The 17,613-nt window shown below is 49.3% G+C and carries 16 protein-coding genes; all 16 read left to right on the top strand.

Annotation, left to right across the window (positions count from 1 at the left end; all coding sequences use genetic code 11):
* Positions 1 to 36: 36 nt before the first annotated feature.
* Complete coding sequence (locus tag FB479_RS22250) at positions 37 to 1,926, top strand: alpha/beta fold hydrolase (RefSeq protein WP_142066746.1); 1,890 nt, start codon at positions 37 to 39, stop codon at positions 1,924 to 1,926.
* Positions 1,927 to 2,158: 232 nt separating this feature from the next.
* Complete coding sequence (nikB, locus tag FB479_RS22245; RefSeq protein ID WP_142066745.1) at positions 2,159 to 3,094, top strand: nickel ABC transporter permease; 936 nt, start codon at positions 2,159 to 2,161, stop codon at positions 3,092 to 3,094.
* A 1-nt stretch (position 3,095) separates the two neighbouring features.
* Positions 3,096 to 3,950, top strand: a complete 855-nt coding sequence (locus FB479_RS22240; protein WP_142066744.1) for an ABC transporter permease — start codon at positions 3,096 to 3,098, stop codon at positions 3,948 to 3,950.
* 37 nt (positions 3,951 to 3,987) lie between these two features.
* Positions 3,988 to 4,977, top strand: a complete 990-nt coding sequence (locus FB479_RS22235; RefSeq protein ID WP_106657146.1) for an ABC transporter ATP-binding protein — start codon at positions 3,988 to 3,990, stop codon at positions 4,975 to 4,977.
* On the top strand, positions 4,974 to 5,936 hold the full coding sequence (locus tag FB479_RS22230; protein WP_106657147.1) for an ABC transporter ATP-binding protein: 963 nt from the start codon (positions 4,974 to 4,976) through the stop codon (positions 5,934 to 5,936). Before FB479_RS22235 ends, FB479_RS22230 begins: the two co-directional genes overlap by 4 nt.
* A 21-nt stretch (positions 5,937 to 5,957) precedes the next feature.
* Entirely contained in the window at positions 5,958 to 7,064 is a 1,107-nt protein-coding gene (locus FB479_RS22225) for an aminopeptidase (RefSeq protein WP_142066743.1), read from the top strand.
* Positions 7,065 to 7,081: 17 nt separating this feature from the next.
* Positions 7,082 to 8,086, top strand: a complete 1,005-nt coding sequence (locus tag FB479_RS22220; protein ID WP_142066742.1) for a dipeptidase — start codon at positions 7,082 to 7,084, stop codon at positions 8,084 to 8,086.
* Positions 8,087 to 8,106: 20 nt separating this feature from the next.
* Positions 8,107 to 9,420 (top strand): helix-turn-helix domain-containing protein, encoded by a 1,314-nt coding sequence (locus FB479_RS22215; protein ID WP_142066741.1) that lies wholly within the window; start codon positions 8,107 to 8,109, stop codon positions 9,418 to 9,420.
* Positions 9,421 to 9,581: 161 nt separating this feature from the next.
* The gene (locus tag FB479_RS22210) at positions 9,582 to 11,222 is read left to right on the top strand and encodes an ABC transporter substrate-binding protein (RefSeq protein ID WP_142066740.1); all 1,641 of its coding nucleotides are present in this window, start codon (positions 9,582 to 9,584) and stop codon (positions 11,220 to 11,222) included.
* Positions 11,223 to 11,263: 41 nt separating this feature from the next.
* Positions 11,264 to 12,730 (top strand): serine hydrolase domain-containing protein, encoded by a 1,467-nt coding sequence (locus FB479_RS22205; RefSeq protein ID WP_142066739.1) that lies wholly within the window; start codon positions 11,264 to 11,266, stop codon positions 12,728 to 12,730.
* A complete protein-coding gene (locus tag FB479_RS22200) occupies positions 12,727 to 13,857 on the top strand; it encodes a mandelate racemase/muconate lactonizing enzyme family protein (protein WP_142066738.1) in 1,131 nt (376 codons plus the stop codon). The genes FB479_RS22205 and FB479_RS22200 overlap by 4 nt, the downstream gene beginning before the upstream one ends.
* Before the next feature lie 12 nt (positions 13,858 to 13,869).
* On the top strand, positions 13,870 to 14,334 hold the full coding sequence (locus tag FB479_RS22195; protein WP_142066737.1) for a GNAT family N-acetyltransferase: 465 nt from the start codon (positions 13,870 to 13,872) through the stop codon (positions 14,332 to 14,334).
* Positions 14,335 to 14,351: 17 nt separating this feature from the next.
* Positions 14,352 to 15,440 (top strand): C45 family autoproteolytic acyltransferase/hydrolase, encoded by a 1,089-nt coding sequence (locus tag FB479_RS22190; protein ID WP_142066736.1) that lies wholly within the window; start codon positions 14,352 to 14,354, stop codon positions 15,438 to 15,440.
* 216 nt (positions 15,441 to 15,656) lie between these two features.
* Entirely contained in the window at positions 15,657 to 15,893 is a 237-nt protein-coding gene (locus FB479_RS22185; protein ID WP_142066735.1) for a GIY-YIG nuclease family protein, read from the top strand.
* Positions 15,894 to 15,916: 23 nt separating this feature from the next.
* Complete coding sequence (locus tag FB479_RS22180) at positions 15,917 to 16,396, top strand: DUF6530 family protein (RefSeq protein ID WP_142066734.1); 480 nt, start codon at positions 15,917 to 15,919, stop codon at positions 16,394 to 16,396.
* Position 16,397: 1 nt separating this feature from the next.
* A complete protein-coding gene (locus FB479_RS22175) occupies positions 16,398 to 17,606 on the top strand; it encodes an MFS transporter (RefSeq protein WP_142066733.1) in 1,209 nt (402 codons plus the stop codon).
* Positions 17,607 to 17,613 lie beyond the last annotated feature (7 nt).

Below are 17,613 nucleotides of genomic sequence, written 5' to 3'. Positions count from 1 at the left end.
ACTAATTAGTACTAAAAAATAAAGGGGGCAGTAAGAATGGCTATCGTTTTTATAACCGGTGCGACTGGATTTATCGGCAAGGAGGTAACAAAACAGCTGGCGCGGGCTGGTCATACCGTACTGGCGCTAGTTCGATCGCTTGAGAAGTGGGATGAATTGCTGATGCAGATGACACCAACAGAGAGGTCTTATTGCAATGCCGTTCGGGGTGATTTGCGAAAAGCGGGCTTGGGATTATCTGCCAGCGATTACGAGCAGGTATTGCGCGCAACTGTCATCATCCATGCAGGTGTCCCGATGGATATTTCGATGGATGAAACGGTGGGGAGGGACGTGATTTTACAAGGAGCAAGTCACCTTGCAGCAGTAGCGAATGAATTGCATAAACAACAGCGTCTGCAAAAGCTGATTCATATCGTTGGCTACATGAGTCCGTTTGACGATGAGAGTGGAAAGCTGGCGACAGATGTTTTTGCGACAAACGATTTTTTACGAGAGGCAGGGGGCTACGAGAAATACAAGTTTCTGGCAGATCTATACCTCAGACAAGAGGCGTATCAAAAAGGAATGCCGCTGGTCGTGGTAAATCCGTGTACGATCATAGGCCCGCGAAGCACCGGGAACACAGAACAAACAGATGGATTGGGGCTCGTGATCAGCTCCATGCGGCGTGGTAAGATCCCTGTTCTTCCCGGTGGCAAGGAGTGGTGGCTGCCCTTGCTTGCCGTCGACGATTTGGCCGAGGTCATTGTGGGGATTGTAGAGACAAATCACATCGAGCACCAAACGTATTACGCCTTGAATGAGCGGAGTGCCACGCCAGCTTTTTCAGAGCTGATTTCGTTGATGGCCAAAGAATTACGGATGAAGCCACCAGCCATTCCTTTCCCGGTATCGGTTCTGAAAAAAATCCTGCATAACGGCGGCGGCCGCTTGCTCGGGGTTCCCGCCAATTCGATGGATTTCATCGTAAAGAAAGACTTCCCGCTCACTCCCTTTCAGCAAATGAAAGCGAAAAAAGGCATCGATGCATACGACGTAGCGGCGTACCTTCCCAGTGTGATTGCCGACCTGGACTATCGTTTGTCGGTCAAGGATCAGAAAGTGCCTCCTCACTTTCACCGTGAGCAAATCGCAGGCATGGCTGCGTACAAGAAAGAAGGCTCGGGTACTCCGTGGCTGCTCGTGCACGGGCTTTTCAGTGAGATGAGCGATTTACTCCCGCTCGCTGAACAGCTGGGTGAACAGGCAGTATGGCTACTGGATTTACCTGGGTTTGGCAGATCGCCCTATCACCATCATGAAAAAACGATCGAGGGCTTTATCGAGGCAGTGGCAGAGGCATTGCGACAGCTGCCGTCTCCGGTTCATCTTGCAGGACATTCATTTGGCGGGTTTTTGGCGTGGGAGGCAGCAAAGCGAGTACCGGAAAAAATCGAGAAGCTATACCTTTTGCAGCCGCCTCTGCATGCGCCGAAGTATTCTTTGCTGCTGGCGGGATTGGGGAAAAGTCCAGCCCTTCTTCAGCGTTTTTTGCAAAAGCAGCTAACGCCAGCCAACATGGAAAATGCAATGCTTGAGCAAGGGGTATTCCAGTCCACGGATGAAATGCCAGAAGGCTATGTAGAAAAGGCAGGGAAGCTCCTGCAATCCCCGCGCATCAGCAAGACGCATACAGACGTGCTGCGCTATTTTATGAATGAATACCGGCAAATGTCGCTAACAACAACACAGCCGTTTCCTTTTCCAGCCCAGATCGTATGGGGGACACAGGATAAAACGTATCAGCTGACAAAAGGAACAGCGGATGCATTCATAAAAGCAAATGTAGAGATCGAAAGGCTTTCCGCTGCTCATCATTTTCCACTCAGTCATCCACAGCTAACGGCAAACGTATTGCTACAGATGAGGCACGGCAAAAAATGACGACGAAGCGATTCTTCAAAAGGGGCATGGTAGAAAGGGACCATGCTCTTTTTGACTGGGGCGTGAAAAAAACGAGTTGAACTTTCTGTAAATTTGGAATAGACTATTTTTAACTAATAGCGACACTATAACGACAAGTGTCGTTAGTGAAAAAAAGGGAGGAGAGCAAAGTGCTGGAACGCAACAAGAAGAAGCTAGTTTATACGGTTTCTCACATCTGGGTGAAGACCTCATGAAGCAATTTATCGTAAAGCGCTTATTGTCGGGCATCATTGTCCTGTTTGGACTCTCCGTTTTTACGTTTCTGCTCATTCATCTCATCCCTGGCGACCCTGTGCGGATCATGCTGGGGCAGCGGGCGACTGTGGAACAAATCGAGACGCTTCGCGGAGAGCTGGGCTTGAACAAACCTTTGGTCGTTCAGTATCTCGACTATGCTTCTGGTGTTTTGAAAGGGGATCTCGGCACTTCCCTGAAAACGGGCCGACCTGTCAGCACAGAGATTGCTGATCGGTTTCCCGCAACAGCAAAAATGGCAGTAGCCAGCCTCGTAGTAGCAGTTGTGATCGGTATCGGGCTGGGTGTCCTAGCGGCAAAATACAAGGATACCCCCATCGACGGAGCGATCATGACCTTTTCCACCTTTGGAATGTCCATACCCGGCTTTTGGTTAGGGTTGCTCGTCATCCTTGTGTTCTCCGTCCATTTGGGCTGGTTTCCGATTGCAGGAGGGACGGGGCTAAAAGACATGGTTCTTCCAGCGTTTACCTTGGGGACATTGATGGCGACGGCACTCAGCCGACTCACTCGTGCAGGCATGGTAGAGGTTTTGTCCAATGACTATATCCGAACAGCCCGTGCAAAAGGGATGAATGAACGAATTGTGCTGCTGCGGCACGCTTTTCGCAATGTGATGATTCCGATTGTGGCTGTCATTGGCCTGGAATTGGCTGGATTGCTGGGCGGGGCTGTGATTGTCGAGCAGGTTTTTGGCTGGCCGGGAGTGGGTACTTTGGCGATTCAAGCGATTAGCTCGAGGGATTTTCCGATGATTCAGGGAACGACCCTGTTTATTGGGACCGTGTATGTCCTTGTCGTCATTTTGATTGACGTCCTGTACGCGCTTCTCGATCCACGCATTGACTATACCGCAAAGGAGGCGGTGTAGCGTGTTCTGGAGCAGGAAATGGTCCATGCCTCGTTTCGAATTATGGGAGAAGATCATGCAGCAAAAGAAAGCGAAATATAGCTTTCTGATGATGCTCTGCATTGTTTTGCTGGGAATCATCGGGCCGTGGATTGCTCCGCATGATCCTACGAAAACGTACTACGAAGCATTTATGCAAGGGCCGTCGAAGGACTTTTGGCTAGGGACAGATGCGATTGGCCGCGATATTTTATCCCGGATGCTGTACGGAACACGAGTGACACTGACCGTAGCTGTGCTGGCGTCTGTCATGACGTTTGTAGCAGGAACGCTGATTGGTGTGACATGTGCTTACCTCGGAGGAATTGTTGACAATCTGATCATGAGAATTATGGACATCATGCTGGCGTTGCCCGGTATTGTGCTGGCTTTAGCCATTGTAGCTGTACTCGGACCGAGTCAGGAAAATGCGATGATCGCGATTGGAATATCATCGATTCCGGCCTTTTCGATTCTAATCCGTGGTGCGGCACTCTCGATCAAGCAATCCGGCTATGTGGAAGCAAGCCGCTCCATCGGCAGCTCGAATTGGTGGATCATTACACGCCAGTTCATTCCAAACATCTCCAACGTGCTGATCGTCTATACGACCATGTTTATTGGCAGTGCCATTTTAGGTACCTCGGCACTGGGCTTCATCGGTTTGGGTGCCCAGCCTCCTACACCGGAGTGGGGAACGATGCTGAATGAAGGGAAAAATTACTTGCGAGAAGCTTGGTGGCTCGCTACTTTTCCCGGTCTTGCGATTACCGCAGTCGTTTTTACGGTGTATCTGCTCGGGGATGCTTTGCGCGATATCTTTGATCCCAAATCATAGTTTACGAGCTTCCATTCCCGAAAAAGGAGTGAGTAACGTGACAAATGTGTTGGAAGTGACAGGATTGACTACCACGTTTTCGAAAAATGAAAAGGCTTTCAGGGTTGTAGACAATCTTTGCTTGCAGGTCAAAAAAGGTGAATCGGTCGGGATCGTCGGAGAATCAGGATGTGGAAAAAGCGTTGCCTCCCTATCCATGATGCGCTTGCTCAGTAAAAACGGAAGCATTGCAGGCCGTATTCAACTGAACGGAGCCGATCTCTTGCGCTATAGCGAAAAAGAGATGCAGAAGATCAGGGGAAAAGAGATTGCTATGATCTTTCAGGAGCCGATGACTTCGCTGAATCCCGTACTGACTATCGGCAAGCAATTGAGCGAAGGACTGGAAAAGCATGAGGGCATGAACCGAGACCAATCGAGACAAAGAGTGCTCGAGCTGTTGACGCAGGTAGGCATTTCACGTGCCAATGAAATCTATCACGAGTACCCGCATCGTCTGTCAGGGGGGATGCGGCAGCGCGTGATGATCGCGATGGCGATAGCCTGCCATCCAAAGTTGTTGATAGCGGACGAACCAACGACTGCACTAGACGTAACGATCCAGGCGCAAATATTGGCCGTCATGAAAAAAATTCAAAGAGAGCTGGGCATGTCACTCATCATGATCACGCATGATTTGGGGGTCGTCGCTGAGACATGTGACCGGGTACTGGTGATGTATGCCGGGCAGGTCATTGAAGCGGCTGATGTTCGCACACTGCTGCGCAGCCCCAAGCATCCGTACACTATGGGCTTGATCCAATCAACGCCACATAATGCCAAAGGCCAGAAGAGATTGCACAGTATCGCGGGAAGTGTGCCGACCCCCGATGATTATCCGAAGGGATGCCGTTTTGCTCCGCGATGCGAGAAGGCGATGCCTGTCTGTTTGGAACAAAATCCCCCGTTGCTGGATGTGGATCAACAGTCGGAGTGCCGCTGTTGGCTGTATCGAGAGAACAGGGAAAGCACGGCGGTGAATGGATGAAGACGCCTCTTTTGCAAGTGAAGAACCTGAATAAGAAGTTTCTCGTCCGCAAAGGATGGTTTCAGCAGCCGAGTTACGTGCAAGCCGTCCATGGAGTGAACGTGAGTGTCAACGCAGGTGAAACGTTGGGAATCGTGGGAGAATCAGGCTGTGGCAAGTCGACACTGGGCAGATGCATTTTGCGCTTGATCGAGCCGACAGACGGCGAGATTGTTTTCGAGGGTCAAAATATCCGCAGCTTACAGAAGGCAGACATGCAGAAGCTGCGGCGCGACATGCAAATGGTGTTTCAAAATCCATTTGATACCCTCAATCCAAAGCTGACGATCCAGCACATTTTGTCAGAGCCGTTGATAGCCCATGGTATCCCAAAGCGCGAGCGAGCAGCCATGATCGAAGAGACGATGGAGATCGTCGGTTTGAACAAAAGTCATTTGTCGCGATACGCGCATGAGTTTTCCGGAGGACAAAGGCAAAGAATCGGGATCGCTCGCGCCTTGATGCTCAGGCCAAAGCTCATCATAGCTGACGAGCCCGTGTCCGCTCTGGATGTATCGATCCAATCGCAAATTCTCAATTTGCTTCAGGATTTGCAGGAGCAGCTTTCGCTCACGTATCTTTTTATCTCGCATGACTTGAGTGTCGTCGAGCATATCGCGGATCGAGTAGCGGTGATGTACTTGGGAGAAGTGATTGAGCTGGCGAAAAAAGAAGAGCTGTTTCAACGTCCGCTGCATCCCTACACACAGTCGCTTCTCTCTGCCATTCCCATCACGGATCCTGACGAGAAAAAAGAGCGAATCATTTTAACAGGGGATCTGCCGTCTCCGTCCAATCCGCCGCAGGGCTGCAAGTTTCATCCGCGTTGTTGGGCATGCATGGACGTGTGCAAGACAGAAGCCCCTCCATTTACAGAAACAGATGGCAGACTGGTTGCGTGTCATCTCTATGAAAAATAAGGGAGCAGGAGTGATAGATAGATGTTGGACCCACGTCTTACGAAGCTGGCGAATGTTTTGGTGAATTACTCTACGAATGTTCAGCCGGGAGATAACGTGCTAATCGAAGCGATGGAGGTGGACGCCGCTCTGATAAAGGAGCTTGTCAAAGCAGTTTCGCGAGCAGGCGGACATTCTTTTGTGAACCTGCGTGAATCCTCGATTAGCCGTCAGTTATTGCTAGCGGGAACAGAGGAGCAATTCCGTTTAGGGGCAGAGATGGACAAAGAACGAATGGAAAAAATGCAAGCGTGCATCATTATCGAGGGTGGGCTGAACATCAATGAAGTGTCTGATGTCCCTGATGAGCAGATGAAGCTGGCTATGTCCTTTTTAAAAGAAGTAAGCATCGTGCGTCTCAAAAAGAAATGGGTCTATCTCCGTTATCCGACGCCTTCCATGGCGCAGCTGGCGAACAAGAGTACAGAAGCGTTCGAACAGTTTTACTTCGATGTATGCACGATGGATTATGCCAAAATGGCAAAAGCCATGCAGCCGCTCAAGGAGCTGATGGAGCGAACTGACCGCGTGAAAATCACCGGACCTGGCACAGAGCTGACCTTCTCTATCAAAGGCATTCCAGCGATTCCATGTCCGGGGCACTATAACATACCAGACGGTGAAGTATTTACGGCCCCTGTTCGCGATTCGGTGAACGGTGTCATATCGTTTAACACGCCCTCACCTTATCAAGGCTTTACCTTTGAAAAAGTACGGCTGGAGTTTGTGGACGGGAAGATCGTAAACGCCACAGCCAATGACACGGAGCGCTTGAACAACATTTTGGATACGGATGAAGGTGCCCGGTACATTGGGGAGTTTGCTTTGGGGGTCCACCCGTTCATTCGGGAGCCTATGCAGGATATTTTATTCGATGAAAAAATCGACGGCAGTTTCCACTTTACCCCGGGACGATGCTATGACGAGGCATCCAACGGTAACAAGTCGAATATCCATTGGGACATGGTCATGATTCAACGCCCGGAGCACGGTGGCGGTGAGATTTGGTTCGATGACCACTTGATTCGCAAAGACGGACGCTTTCTTTTACCGGAGCTTGCACCACTTAACCCGGAAAACCTGAAATAACAGGAGGAGTTTGAGGCATGACACATGGAATCGACGCGCATTTTGACCTTTTGCTGGATGTTGCTATTCAACGGGAGCATGGCAGGCGAAAAGTTATTGAAACGGATTACTTGCCCGATTTCGTAGCGGGCGGGGTACAGACGGTTGTCGCAGCGATTTATATCGACAACAAATTCCTGCCGGAGATGGGCTTGAGAAAAGCTCTGCAACAAATCAGCGCGCTACATGCGGAGGCAGATGAATCACCTGATAAAATCATGGTTTGCAAAAGTGTGAGCGACATCGAGACCGCGAAGCGAATGGGGAAAATTGGTTTTGTGCTCTCTCTGGAAGGCGCGGAACCGTTATATAATGATCTGAGCATGCTCCGTGTTTTTTACGAGCTGGGCGTGCGCCTTTTGGGTCTCGTGTGGAGCAGGCGGAACTTCGTTGGTGATGGCAGTCATTTTAGTCCGGTACGGGAAGGACGCAAGGGCGGGCTTACCGAGTTCGGCATCCGCGTCGTCGAAGAGGCAGAAGCAATGGGCATCATCATTGATGTCAGCCATCTGAATGACGAAGGCTTCTGGGATCTGATCGAGGTAGCACGTAAGCCCATCATCGCTTCTCATTCCAATTGCCGGACATTAGCGAGCTCGATGCGCAATCTAACAGATGAACAAATCAGGGCGATCGCATTCACGAACGGCGTAATCGGCATCAATGGCGTCAATCTGTTCGTAGCAGACACAGACGACCAAGCTGATATCGAGCACATGATTAACCACGTCGATCACATCGTGAAGCTGGTTGGGGTTGAACACGTCGGACTTGGTCTGGACATCATCGAGCCATTTATGAAATACGATTCTCCAGATATGCCTATCCAAGCAGGACGCAAAGAGTTTGATATCGTAAAAGGACATACCCAGGTTCCGGAGCTTGTGCGTGCCCTAGCCAAAAGAGGGTACAAGGATGAAGCGATAGAGCGTATTTTGGGCAAAAACTTCATCCGCGTGTTCAAGGACGTGTGGAAATCATAGAGAGATGAGGGAGTGGAACATTGACCATTACGATAGCGATAATCTCTTCGGAAGAATTTTTGCCAAGAATCTTGAAGCATACCCAATCCATCGATTACATCCAACTGACTTCGTATACCTACCAGAACCCCAAAGAGAGCGCTGCGTTGCTTGATCAAATCCATGACTGCGACGTGCTGCTTTTTGCTGGCCCACTTCCTTATTTTTTTTCCAAGGAAAAGGTAGAGCAAAAGAAGCTGCCTGCGGTGTACATTCCGCTCGATGAATATACCATTTCCCTCTCTTTGTTTCATACCTTGCTGAACGTTCCAGGAGGACTGGACCGCATCTCGATAGATCTGCCAAAAGCGGAGTATATTGAGAAGGTTGCTGAAGAATTGGGCATAACTTCTACGCCTTGGTATGTAAAAGACTACAGTGAGATTATTGAAGAAGGCGGGACGAGATTTGACGTGGAGGAGATTATCCAGTTCCACAAGGAGCGCTGGGAACGGAATCAGAGCCATTTTGCTTTGACTGGCGTTGACTACGTATACAGTCGATTGCGTGAGATGAACATCCCTTCCGCATCGCTCGTCTGTCCAGATAAAAATATTCGCGATGCCGTCAATCAAGCCGTTGCTTATGGTCAATTGAAAATTAGCAAAAATTCGCAGATAGCTGTGGGAATTGCAGCGATCCAGCAAAATGATGGTCCGCCAGTAGAAACACAATGGCAGGATGCGACGATTATTTTGCTGCAAGAGCTGCTGGAGCTCGTCAAAGAGACGGACGCTTCCATTCAAAAGTTGGGAATGGATCAATTCATCATCTATGGCACGAGAGGCAGCATCGAGCAAATGATTGAATCCGGGAAGCTCATGCAAGTATTGGGCAATGTCGATCTGCTTGCCAAAGTGACGGTTGCCATCGGATTTGGTTTTGGCCTAACCGCGAAAGAGGCCGAAGCCAACGCACGCATTGCGATTTATCATGCCCAGAAAACAAAGGAAAGCAGTGCGTATCTGGTAACGGATGAAAAAGAAGTGATTGGTCCGTTGAATACCGAATCGAAGACGTTCCATTTAAAAAGCGAGAACAAGGAAGTGCTGGAGATCGCGGAGAAGACTGGCGCAAGTGTCGCTACTATCACGAAAATTATGCAGTTTGTCAAGCTTCGCCGCGATAACCGCTTCACCGCTTCCGATTTAGCCGAGTACCTCCAAATCAGTCGCCGCAGCTCAGAAAGAACCTTGAAAAAGCTGATCGAGCATCAGGTCGTAGAGGTCGTCGGAGAAGAGCAGCCATATCAGCAAGGACGCCCGCGGGCTGTGTATCGCCTTAATCATCCATGATTCTCCTCATGTAACATCTACCTGTCCCGGTTTTTCCGTTTGTGAAGGAAGTCCGGGACCCCCACATCCCTCATCTCAGAAGCAATCCGATCTAATTAGCGACTATATACCGACGCAAGAAGGCTTCGAATGGAAATGACTCGAAAAATGGAGGGCGCGACATGCTATCAGAACGGTTAAAAGTCCAAATACGCAGCGTTTTACTCATGTGTGTACTCGTCTTTTCCATCGTTGGCTGCAGCTCTGCTCCCACTCCGGCTACAGACGGGAAGCAAGCAAATCAACCAGCAAAAAACTCCCAGCCCAAAAAGGGTGGGACGATCACCATGGGCTACCAGATGGAGCCAGATACGCTGGACCCGCAAAAGACGTCGTTGCCAGCGGGAAATTTTGTTGGGGGCCTATTGGGGGGAGCTCTGCTGATCCTCGATCCCTTTACGTTTGAGTTGAAGCCGCATCTGGCTGAATCGTACACGATCTCGGAAGACGGCAAGACCATGACGTTCAAGATACGCCCTGGCGTGAAGTTCCATGATGGAACACCGCTCACTGCGGAAGTTTTTAAGCAAAGCTATGAACGTGCACTCGATCCGAAAACAGCCTCACCGGTTACGGGACCGGACGTATCTTCGATCAAATCCATTTCAGCTCCTGATGATTCCACATTGATCTTTCATTTGGATGAGCCCTCCGCTTCGTTACTTTCTAACTTATCATATGGCGGCTACCAGCAACCCATTTCCATAGAGGCACGAAACAAATACGGAAATGAGCTGGGGCGCAATCCTGTCGGGGTAGGTCCGTGGAAATTCGAGAGCTGGAAAACAGGCGAATCGATCACACTGGTACGAAACGACGAGTATAAGTGGGCAGCTCCTTTTGCTCTGAATCAAGGACCTGTAAGACCCGACAAGTTCGTTCTGAAATTTATTCAAGACAACCAGACCATGATAGCTGCTCTCGACAGTGGGACGATTGATATTGCCACTGTACCCCCGAAAGACGCGAAGAAATACAAGGATCACAAAGATTTTACGGTGTTGGAAGGGATGCAGCCTGCAGAGTTCTTCATTGGGATGAATCTGGAAAATGAAATCCTGCAGGATGTCCGCGTGAGAAAGGCAATGAACATGGCGATCAACAAAGATGCATTGATCATGGCAGATCTGCAAGGAGAGGGGGTGCCTGTCTACGGACCGATCCCACCAACGATGATCGGATACGATGCGGCAGTAGAGCAGTACGGCTACAAGTACAATGCTGATCAAGCCAGACAACTGCTGGAAGAGGCAGGATGGAAGACAAACGCGCAAGGGATAAGGGAAAAGGATGGGAAAACGCTCAGCCTGACGATGCTCATCGAAGATACAAATCCCGGACATCAGCTGGTGCAAAGCATGTTCAAAGAGATTGGTGTCGAATTGTATATCCAAAAGTATGAATCAGCGACAGCTCTTGAACAGGCACTGAAGGGCGAGTTCGATTTGTTCTCAACGAGTCATGGCAGCGTCGATCCAGATATTTTGCACTTGTTACTGCATTCGAGTCAGATCGGGGGATTGAATTTCTTTCGCCTCAGTGATCAACAGCTCGATAGCCTGCTAGATAAAGGACGAACGACAACAGATCAAGCGCAGCGACAGCAGGTTTTTGCAGACATTCAAAAAAGAATCGTGGAACAGGCCTATTGGATTCCGCTCTATTCCGCAAAAACATTTGTGGTCGTCAGTAACCGGATTCAAGGCGTCAAGCCAAATCCATTAGCAACCTTGATTATTCAGGACATGTGGGTGAACGAGTAGGAGTAGGTCTGGCATTACAACATTCGAAAGAGGTGGAAGAAATGAGACAGCAAGGCTGGTTAGTAGAGTGGGAAGAACTGGTTGAAAAAGAAATGAAGGAAGCCAGAGTTCCGGGCTTCGTCATGGGTGTGAATCTGAATGGGAAGAGGCTGTTTCGCAAAAGTTTTGGCTATCGTGATCGTGAAAAGGAGCTCGAAATCACTCCTGATACCGTGATGGGATTGGCCTCCGTTACGAAGTCCTTTACATGCATGGCGATCATGCAGCTACAGGAAGCGAAGAAGCTCTCTGTTCATGATCCGGTGATCAAATACCTCCCTGAGTTCCGTACCCCGGATCGTCAAAAAACGGAGCAGATGACGATCCACCATTTTATGACGCATACGACGGGTATGCCGCCGCTGCCCATTGATAACCTGGCGATTCGCAACTCCATGCTCGAAGACATGGCTGACGAGGATAACCCGCTACACCGTTACTTGAAAAAGGAGTACCAGAAACCAATCTACACGTTCGAAGAGCTGATGGAAGCTCTTTCCCTGGCGGAATATGAGCTGGTGGGCTCTCCAGGACAATTGTTCAGCTATTCGAATGATTGCTATTCTCTCCTGGGAGCGATCATAGCCAGAGTAAGTGGGAAGTCGTATGACGTTTATGTCAAAGAGCATATTTTGGAACCAGCAGACATGAAGAGCAGCACCTTTCTTCTGAGCGATCTGCCACACCTACCGGATGTAACGACCATCTATCATTCAAGAGTGAGCAATGGCGTATCTGAGATTTACCCTGATCCAAATTGGGAGGACGGGCTACTCGTAGCGGCATCGGGGCATTTGAATTCAACAGTGCATGACATGTTGAACTACGCTGAAATTTTCCGTACGGGCGGATGCGTGGGCAAGGAACGGATTTTATCCGAGGAGAGCGTCAAACAAATGATCCATCCGCATGTCAAGAACAGCTACAGCAGGTATTACGGATATGGCTTATTCATTCAACCCGACTACTATGGGGGTACCTTGATCAAGCACGGTGGAGCGATCAAAGGTGTCGCCGCCCAATTAGCGATTGTTCCGGAGCGGGGTATTACATCCATGGCTTTAGCCAATTTGATCGGAAGCCCAGTCGAAAAAGCCACACTGACAGCATTCCATGCCATAGAAGGGCGTCCATTGAATACGCCGCAGTACCAATTCGAGACATACAGTGTCCCTGCTGCCCAATTAGGAGAGTATGTCGGTCGGTACGTGAGTGGGGAAGGAATGGATATCATCGTATATGTGGTAGAGGATGTCCTGATGATGATAGATAAGACGTCGAATGCGTTTGGTGGAAAACAACTGAACTATCTATTGCGACCAATTGGAGAGCATCAATTTCTCATCGATAGAGAGGGGAGCGAGTTTACAGTTGGGTTTGTGAAAGGCGAAGACGGCTCGGTAACAGCCATGTCCCTTTTTTATCGAATCATACCACGAGTAGCAGCTGCGGAGGGTAGTCGAGTATGAAAATAAAGTCTGTATGGGTTCATGCCATAAGGTTGCCGCTAAAACGCCCATTTATTATCGCGTACGCCTCTTATGCGGATATGCCGTCCATTATTGTAAAAGTGGAGACAGACAATGGCTTGGTCGGACTAGGCGAAGCGGTACCGGATCAAAATGTCACCGGAGAGACATGGGAGTCTACCTATACGATGCTCGTTCATAACTTGGCCTCTGTTGTGATCGGAGAGAATCCGTTTGATATCGAGACAATCCACGAGAAGATGAACCAGGCTGTTTGGGGAGCCCCAGCAGCAAAAGCCGCCATCGATATCGCTTGCTATGATCTGATGGGCAAGGCGGCTGGTCAACCTGTTTATCATTTCTTGGGCGGAAAATATCACACGACGCTTTCCTTCCCCTATGTGTTAAGTATTTTAGAGCCAGAGGTCATGGCAGCCGAAGCTAGGCAAGCAGTGGCAGCTGGGTATGACTCGATCAAAATAAAGGTGGGAGCCGATCTTCGAACAGATATCCAGCGAATCCGGGCTGTTCGGCAGGCAGTTGGCCCTGACATAGGGCTGCGGGTGGACGCCAACCAAGGGTGGGAGAACCGTGCAAACTCCTTGCTTGTTTTGAGACAGATCGAGGATTGTCACATTGATTGGATGGAGCAGCCTGTCTTGGCAGATGATCTTGATGCTCTGGCGGAAATTCGCAGGCAAACGACGATTCCAATTATGGTAGACGAGGGACTGCACGGGATGAAGGAAATGCGGGAAGTCATCGCGAAAAGAGCTGCAGATAAAGTAAACATCAAACTGATGAAAAGTGGAGGGATTTATCCCGCTCTCAAATTGGTGAATCAGGCGGAAATGGCAGGGATGGAGTGTCAGATCGGTTCGATGCTGGAGTCCTCGATTGGCAGTGCAGCTGGTGCCCATTTGTCACTGGCGAAGAAAAACATCATTTCCAACGAGCTGGCAGGACCTACGATCATTTCACGGGATGTGGCTCAGCTTGCGATTCACGGGAGCCAAATTGTCGTGACAGATCAGCCAGGCTTAGGTGTAGAGCTAGATGAAGCGGTGCTTGCCGACATCACGGTTAAGTCAGAGCAGGTCATCGGAGTGAAACGGCAACCCGTATAGGGAGAGGACTGAATGCAAAATACGCGCATAGAAATCATCGAGGCATTGACAGAAAGCCAGCTTCAGATGATCAAGGCAATGGAGCAGGAGGCTTTTGGCCCACATGGAGCGATTGACGAATGGGTGCTCGTACCACTCGCGAGACATGGCTGCGTTGCACTTTTCATGGAAGCAGAGGAAGCGCATCCTGTTGGGGTATGCCAGCTCATAAGGGATTTTCGTCAACCGGATAAGTGCTACATGTACGGGTATTACATCCGTGCAGATCGTAAAGGGATGGGGTATGGATTCTCTTTCTTGAACCGATTGCTGGAGCAGCTGCGTGAGGATGGGTTTCGTCAGATTTGCCTGACCGTAAGTCCTGATAATACTGGAGCAGTTGGACTCTATCAAAAAGCAGGCTTTGCGGTTATCGAGACACGGATTGCGGAATATGGTAGTGGAAACGATCGCTATTATATGGAGAAAACGCTATAAAAGGGGAGTCGCTTACGATGGAACGGTTTCCTGTTTATCGGATCAGGGGGACAGCGCGGGAACGGGGCCAACAAATGGGCCAACTCACCAAAGAGCAAATATGGATCAATCTCGAAGCGTACGAACGGACCTTTTACGAGGGAGCAGGTCTTCGCTGGAAGGACGCAACCGAATATGCCACTCAGTTTATCCCTTGGATCGAGCAGTATGACCAAGAGATTATGGAGGAAATCAGAGGAATTAGCGAAGGGGCGGAGCGGGATCTGCTTGATATTGTGACGCTTAATGTTCGCAGTGAAATCATGACCAACTTAGGCGATCCATTTGGGAAAACAGATGGGTGTACGAGTGTGGCGGCCGTCCCTCCTGCAACGAAAAACCAAGAGACCCTCATCGGGCAAAACTGGGATTGGATACACCTCATGGAAAAGGGGCTTGTTTTACTGGAGATCGAGCAACAGCCACGTCCAACCATTTTGATGATTACCGAAGCGGGGATCGTAGGTAAAATCGGAATGAACGACAAAGGTATGGGTGTTTGTCTGAATTTTTTGCGAATATCAGAACGAACCGTCGGAGTTCCTATCCATATCGTATTGCGGGGAATCTTGAATAGTGGGACGCTCTCACAAGCCATCCGACAAATAACCCGACTACCACGCGGCACTTCAGCCAATTATTTGCTTGCGCATCGGGAAGGAGAGACGGTGGATGTGGAAGCGACTTCAAGAGCGCACGAAGTTCTCTATCCAATGGCAGGGTATATCGCGCATGCCAATCACTTTGTCGGGTCCCGTATAGCTGTAGATGATCAAGCGAAAATGGGGGAAGCCGATACGCATGTGCGAATGGGGCGGGCCATGAAGCTGTTGGCGGCAGCGCAAGGACAGATCGAAGCTGACCACATCAAGGCGATCTTTCGTGACCATATGAGCTTTCCAGAAGCCATATGCCGACATGGGGACGCGGAGTCGACTGGAGCAGAAGAGCTGGTCGGTCGCACGTTATTTTCCATCGTGATGAATCTGACAGAAGGACAGTTTGAATTGTCCAAGGGTCAACCGTGCAATACGCCGTACCATACGTACCGCTTTTCATCCAGCTAACAAGCATAAGCGTAGACATTTCTCTTTATTGTTTGTTGGAGGTTTTTTGCCTTGTACTCGTTGTAACCCGACCCAAATTAGGCACCGGACATGTTCCGGTGTTTTTTTTTTGTTTGCTTGACAATTACAAGACAATAAATCATTATGTTTATTAAATAACAAACAAAAACTAATTTCGTTTATTGATTTTGGTCATTGAAAAGTGAGGGAGAAACGATGAATCGAGAAGAACTGAAACAACTGTATAAAGATTCGGAAACGCAGGCAGGGGTGTATCAGATCAAAAACAACCAAAACCAAAAAATCTGGATCAGCGCCACCCGCAACCTCAAGACGATGAACGGAAAGTTGTTCAGTCTCAAAATGGGTTCGCATATAAACAAGCAGCTTCAACTGGAATGGAATGAGTACGGAGAGCGCGGATACAACCAGGAAAAAAAGAAAGAGCAATAATCAAGCGAAAAGAGGGAAAGAAAATGAAAATACCTACTAACTTGAACCATAAGCCTGTTGTCGTGTCGGATAACTATGAGCGTGTTGATGGCCGATTTGCCAGGAATACAGATGCGAAAGGACTTTCCCTGGGAGTGGCAGAGGGCAGCTCCAGAAGAAAGGTCGATTTATCCGCCAAGGTATGGAGACACACGGGAGAAGAATGGTCAAAACAATCGGAGGAACTGCCTCTCCATCGCGTTCTTGATATGGCCATACTGATTTGTCGGTCTTTGGCCCATTTTCGCGACGCATACAGATATGAGCATTATTATGACCCGCAGGAGCCCGTCATCGACCGGGTTGCCCTGCAAGGGGATGCCATGAACGTGGCGATATGTACGGACAATGAGGGTCTTCATGAAGACATTAAGCTGTTCAGCCAAGCTCTGAGCAACGACGATGAGATGATCAGCGAACGTCTGCGCACATTATCAAAACTAGTAAAGGATATGGGGTATTGAAATGTTTTCCAATGTTTATGTTCGAACGATTGTCCTCTCCCGCGTGCTGCTGCATTTGGGGATTTGGATTCGGAATTATGCCGTTCTTCTTTTCGTTAGCGAATGGACGAATAATAATCCGGTTTATGTATCACTGATTTCGGTTGTAGAATTCGCACCCATTTTTCTATTCGGCCTTATTGGCGGAACCTTTGCCGACCGATGGCGGCCGAAGCGGACAATGGTTTGGAGCGATCTGTTGTCTGCCGTGTCCGTCGGGGCTGTGCTGCTTGTACTCATGAATGGGGGATGGGTGGCACTTCTCATCGGAACCTTTATTTCTGCCAGCCTGTCTCAATTTTCTCAACCCTCGGCCATGAAACTGTACAAGCGTCATGTGCCAGCTGAACAACTGCAGGGCGTGATGGCAATGTCTCAAACGCTTGTCGCTATTTTTATGGTTTTAGGTCCGGTCATCGGCACGTTTATTTTTATCCAGTTTGGAATTACAGTCTCTCTGATTCTGACTGCCGTTCTGTTCCTAGGGTCTTCCCTCATATTAGTGACGCTTCCCCGTGACGTGGAGGAACCGAAGTCTGACGATGCCGGCGGCTTCATAAAGGAATTGAAGGCCGGACTGCGCTATATCAGGACCAATCAATCCTTACGAACTCTCTGTTTGACTTTTTCAGCTGTCGGATTGGCGTCAGGTCTGACACAGCCGCTTCAGATCTTCCTTGTCATCGAGAATTTGGGGCAGGACAAACAATTTCTGCAATGGTTGGTTATGGCCAATGGGGCAGCCATGTTGGCAGGAGGAGCTATCATTATCGGGATAGCGAAAAAGATAAGGCCACAGATGTTGCTCATGGTAGGCTTGCTTGTCACGGCCGTTTGTACGATGGGAATAGGCGCATCTGCAATGATTTGGCTAACCATTGCTCTATTAGTGATCAGCGGTTTCTTTTTCCCTTGTATTCAAAGCGGAATCCAGACGCTACTTGTACGTAACACAGAAGGGGCATTTATGGGCCGCGTATCTGGTACGATCACGCCTGTTTTTATGGGGATGATGGTGATTGGCATGTTTATATCCGGCTATCTGAAGGATACGTTCTCGCTAGTTGCGGTATATGTGGTGAGCGGTGTGTTGATTATAATCGGTGCGTCTTTGCTGCTGCCTCTTCTTCTTGAGAAAAAGGGCAAAGATCAGAGTGGACCGGCGCTATGAGGGGAGT

Origin of the sequence: Brevibacillus sp. AG162 (assembly GCF_006715575.1) — a bacterium.
Taxonomy (GTDB): domain Bacteria; phylum Bacillota; class Bacilli; order Brevibacillales; family Brevibacillaceae; genus Brevibacillus; species Brevibacillus brevis.
Note: the sequence above shows the minus strand (reverse complement) of the source record. Positions and strands in the feature narration are given on the sequence as shown.

Excerpts from the sequence above, each read along its gene's own strand:
- FB479_RS22250 (WP_142066746.1), top strand. The coding sequence starts at position 37 with ATGGCTATCGTTTTTATAACCGGTGCGACTGGATTTATCGGCAAGGAG.
- nikB (WP_142066745.1), top strand. The coding sequence starts at position 2,159 with ATGAAGCAATTTATCGTAAAGCGCTTATTGTCGGGCATCATTGTCCTG.
- FB479_RS22230 (WP_106657147.1), top strand. The coding sequence starts at position 4,974 with ATGAAGACGCCTCTTTTGCAAGTGAAGAACCTGAATAAGAAGTTTCTC.
- FB479_RS22225 (WP_142066743.1), top strand. The coding sequence starts at position 5,958 with ATGTTGGACCCACGTCTTACGAAGCTGGCGAATGTTTTGGTGAATTAC.
- FB479_RS22220 (WP_142066742.1), top strand. The coding sequence starts at position 7,082 with ATGACACATGGAATCGACGCGCATTTTGACCTTTTGCTGGATGTTGCT.
- FB479_RS22210 (WP_142066740.1), top strand. The coding sequence starts at position 9,582 with ATGCTATCAGAACGGTTAAAAGTCCAAATACGCAGCGTTTTACTCATG.
- FB479_RS22205 (WP_142066739.1), top strand. The coding sequence starts at position 11,264 with ATGAGACAGCAAGGCTGGTTAGTAGAGTGGGAAGAACTGGTTGAAAAA.
- FB479_RS22200 (WP_142066738.1), top strand. The coding sequence starts at position 12,727 with ATGAAAATAAAGTCTGTATGGGTTCATGCCATAAGGTTGCCGCTAAAA.
- FB479_RS22195 (WP_142066737.1), top strand. The coding sequence starts at position 13,870 with ATGCAAAATACGCGCATAGAAATCATCGAGGCATTGACAGAAAGCCAG.
- FB479_RS22190 (WP_142066736.1), top strand. The coding sequence starts at position 14,352 with ATGGAACGGTTTCCTGTTTATCGGATCAGGGGGACAGCGCGGGAACGG.
- FB479_RS22185 (WP_142066735.1), top strand. The coding sequence starts at position 15,657 with ATGAATCGAGAAGAACTGAAACAACTGTATAAAGATTCGGAAACGCAG.
- FB479_RS22180 (WP_142066734.1), top strand. The coding sequence starts at position 15,917 with ATGAAAATACCTACTAACTTGAACCATAAGCCTGTTGTCGTGTCGGAT.
- FB479_RS22175 (WP_142066733.1), top strand. The coding sequence starts at position 16,398 with ATGTTTTCCAATGTTTATGTTCGAACGATTGTCCTCTCCCGCGTGCTG.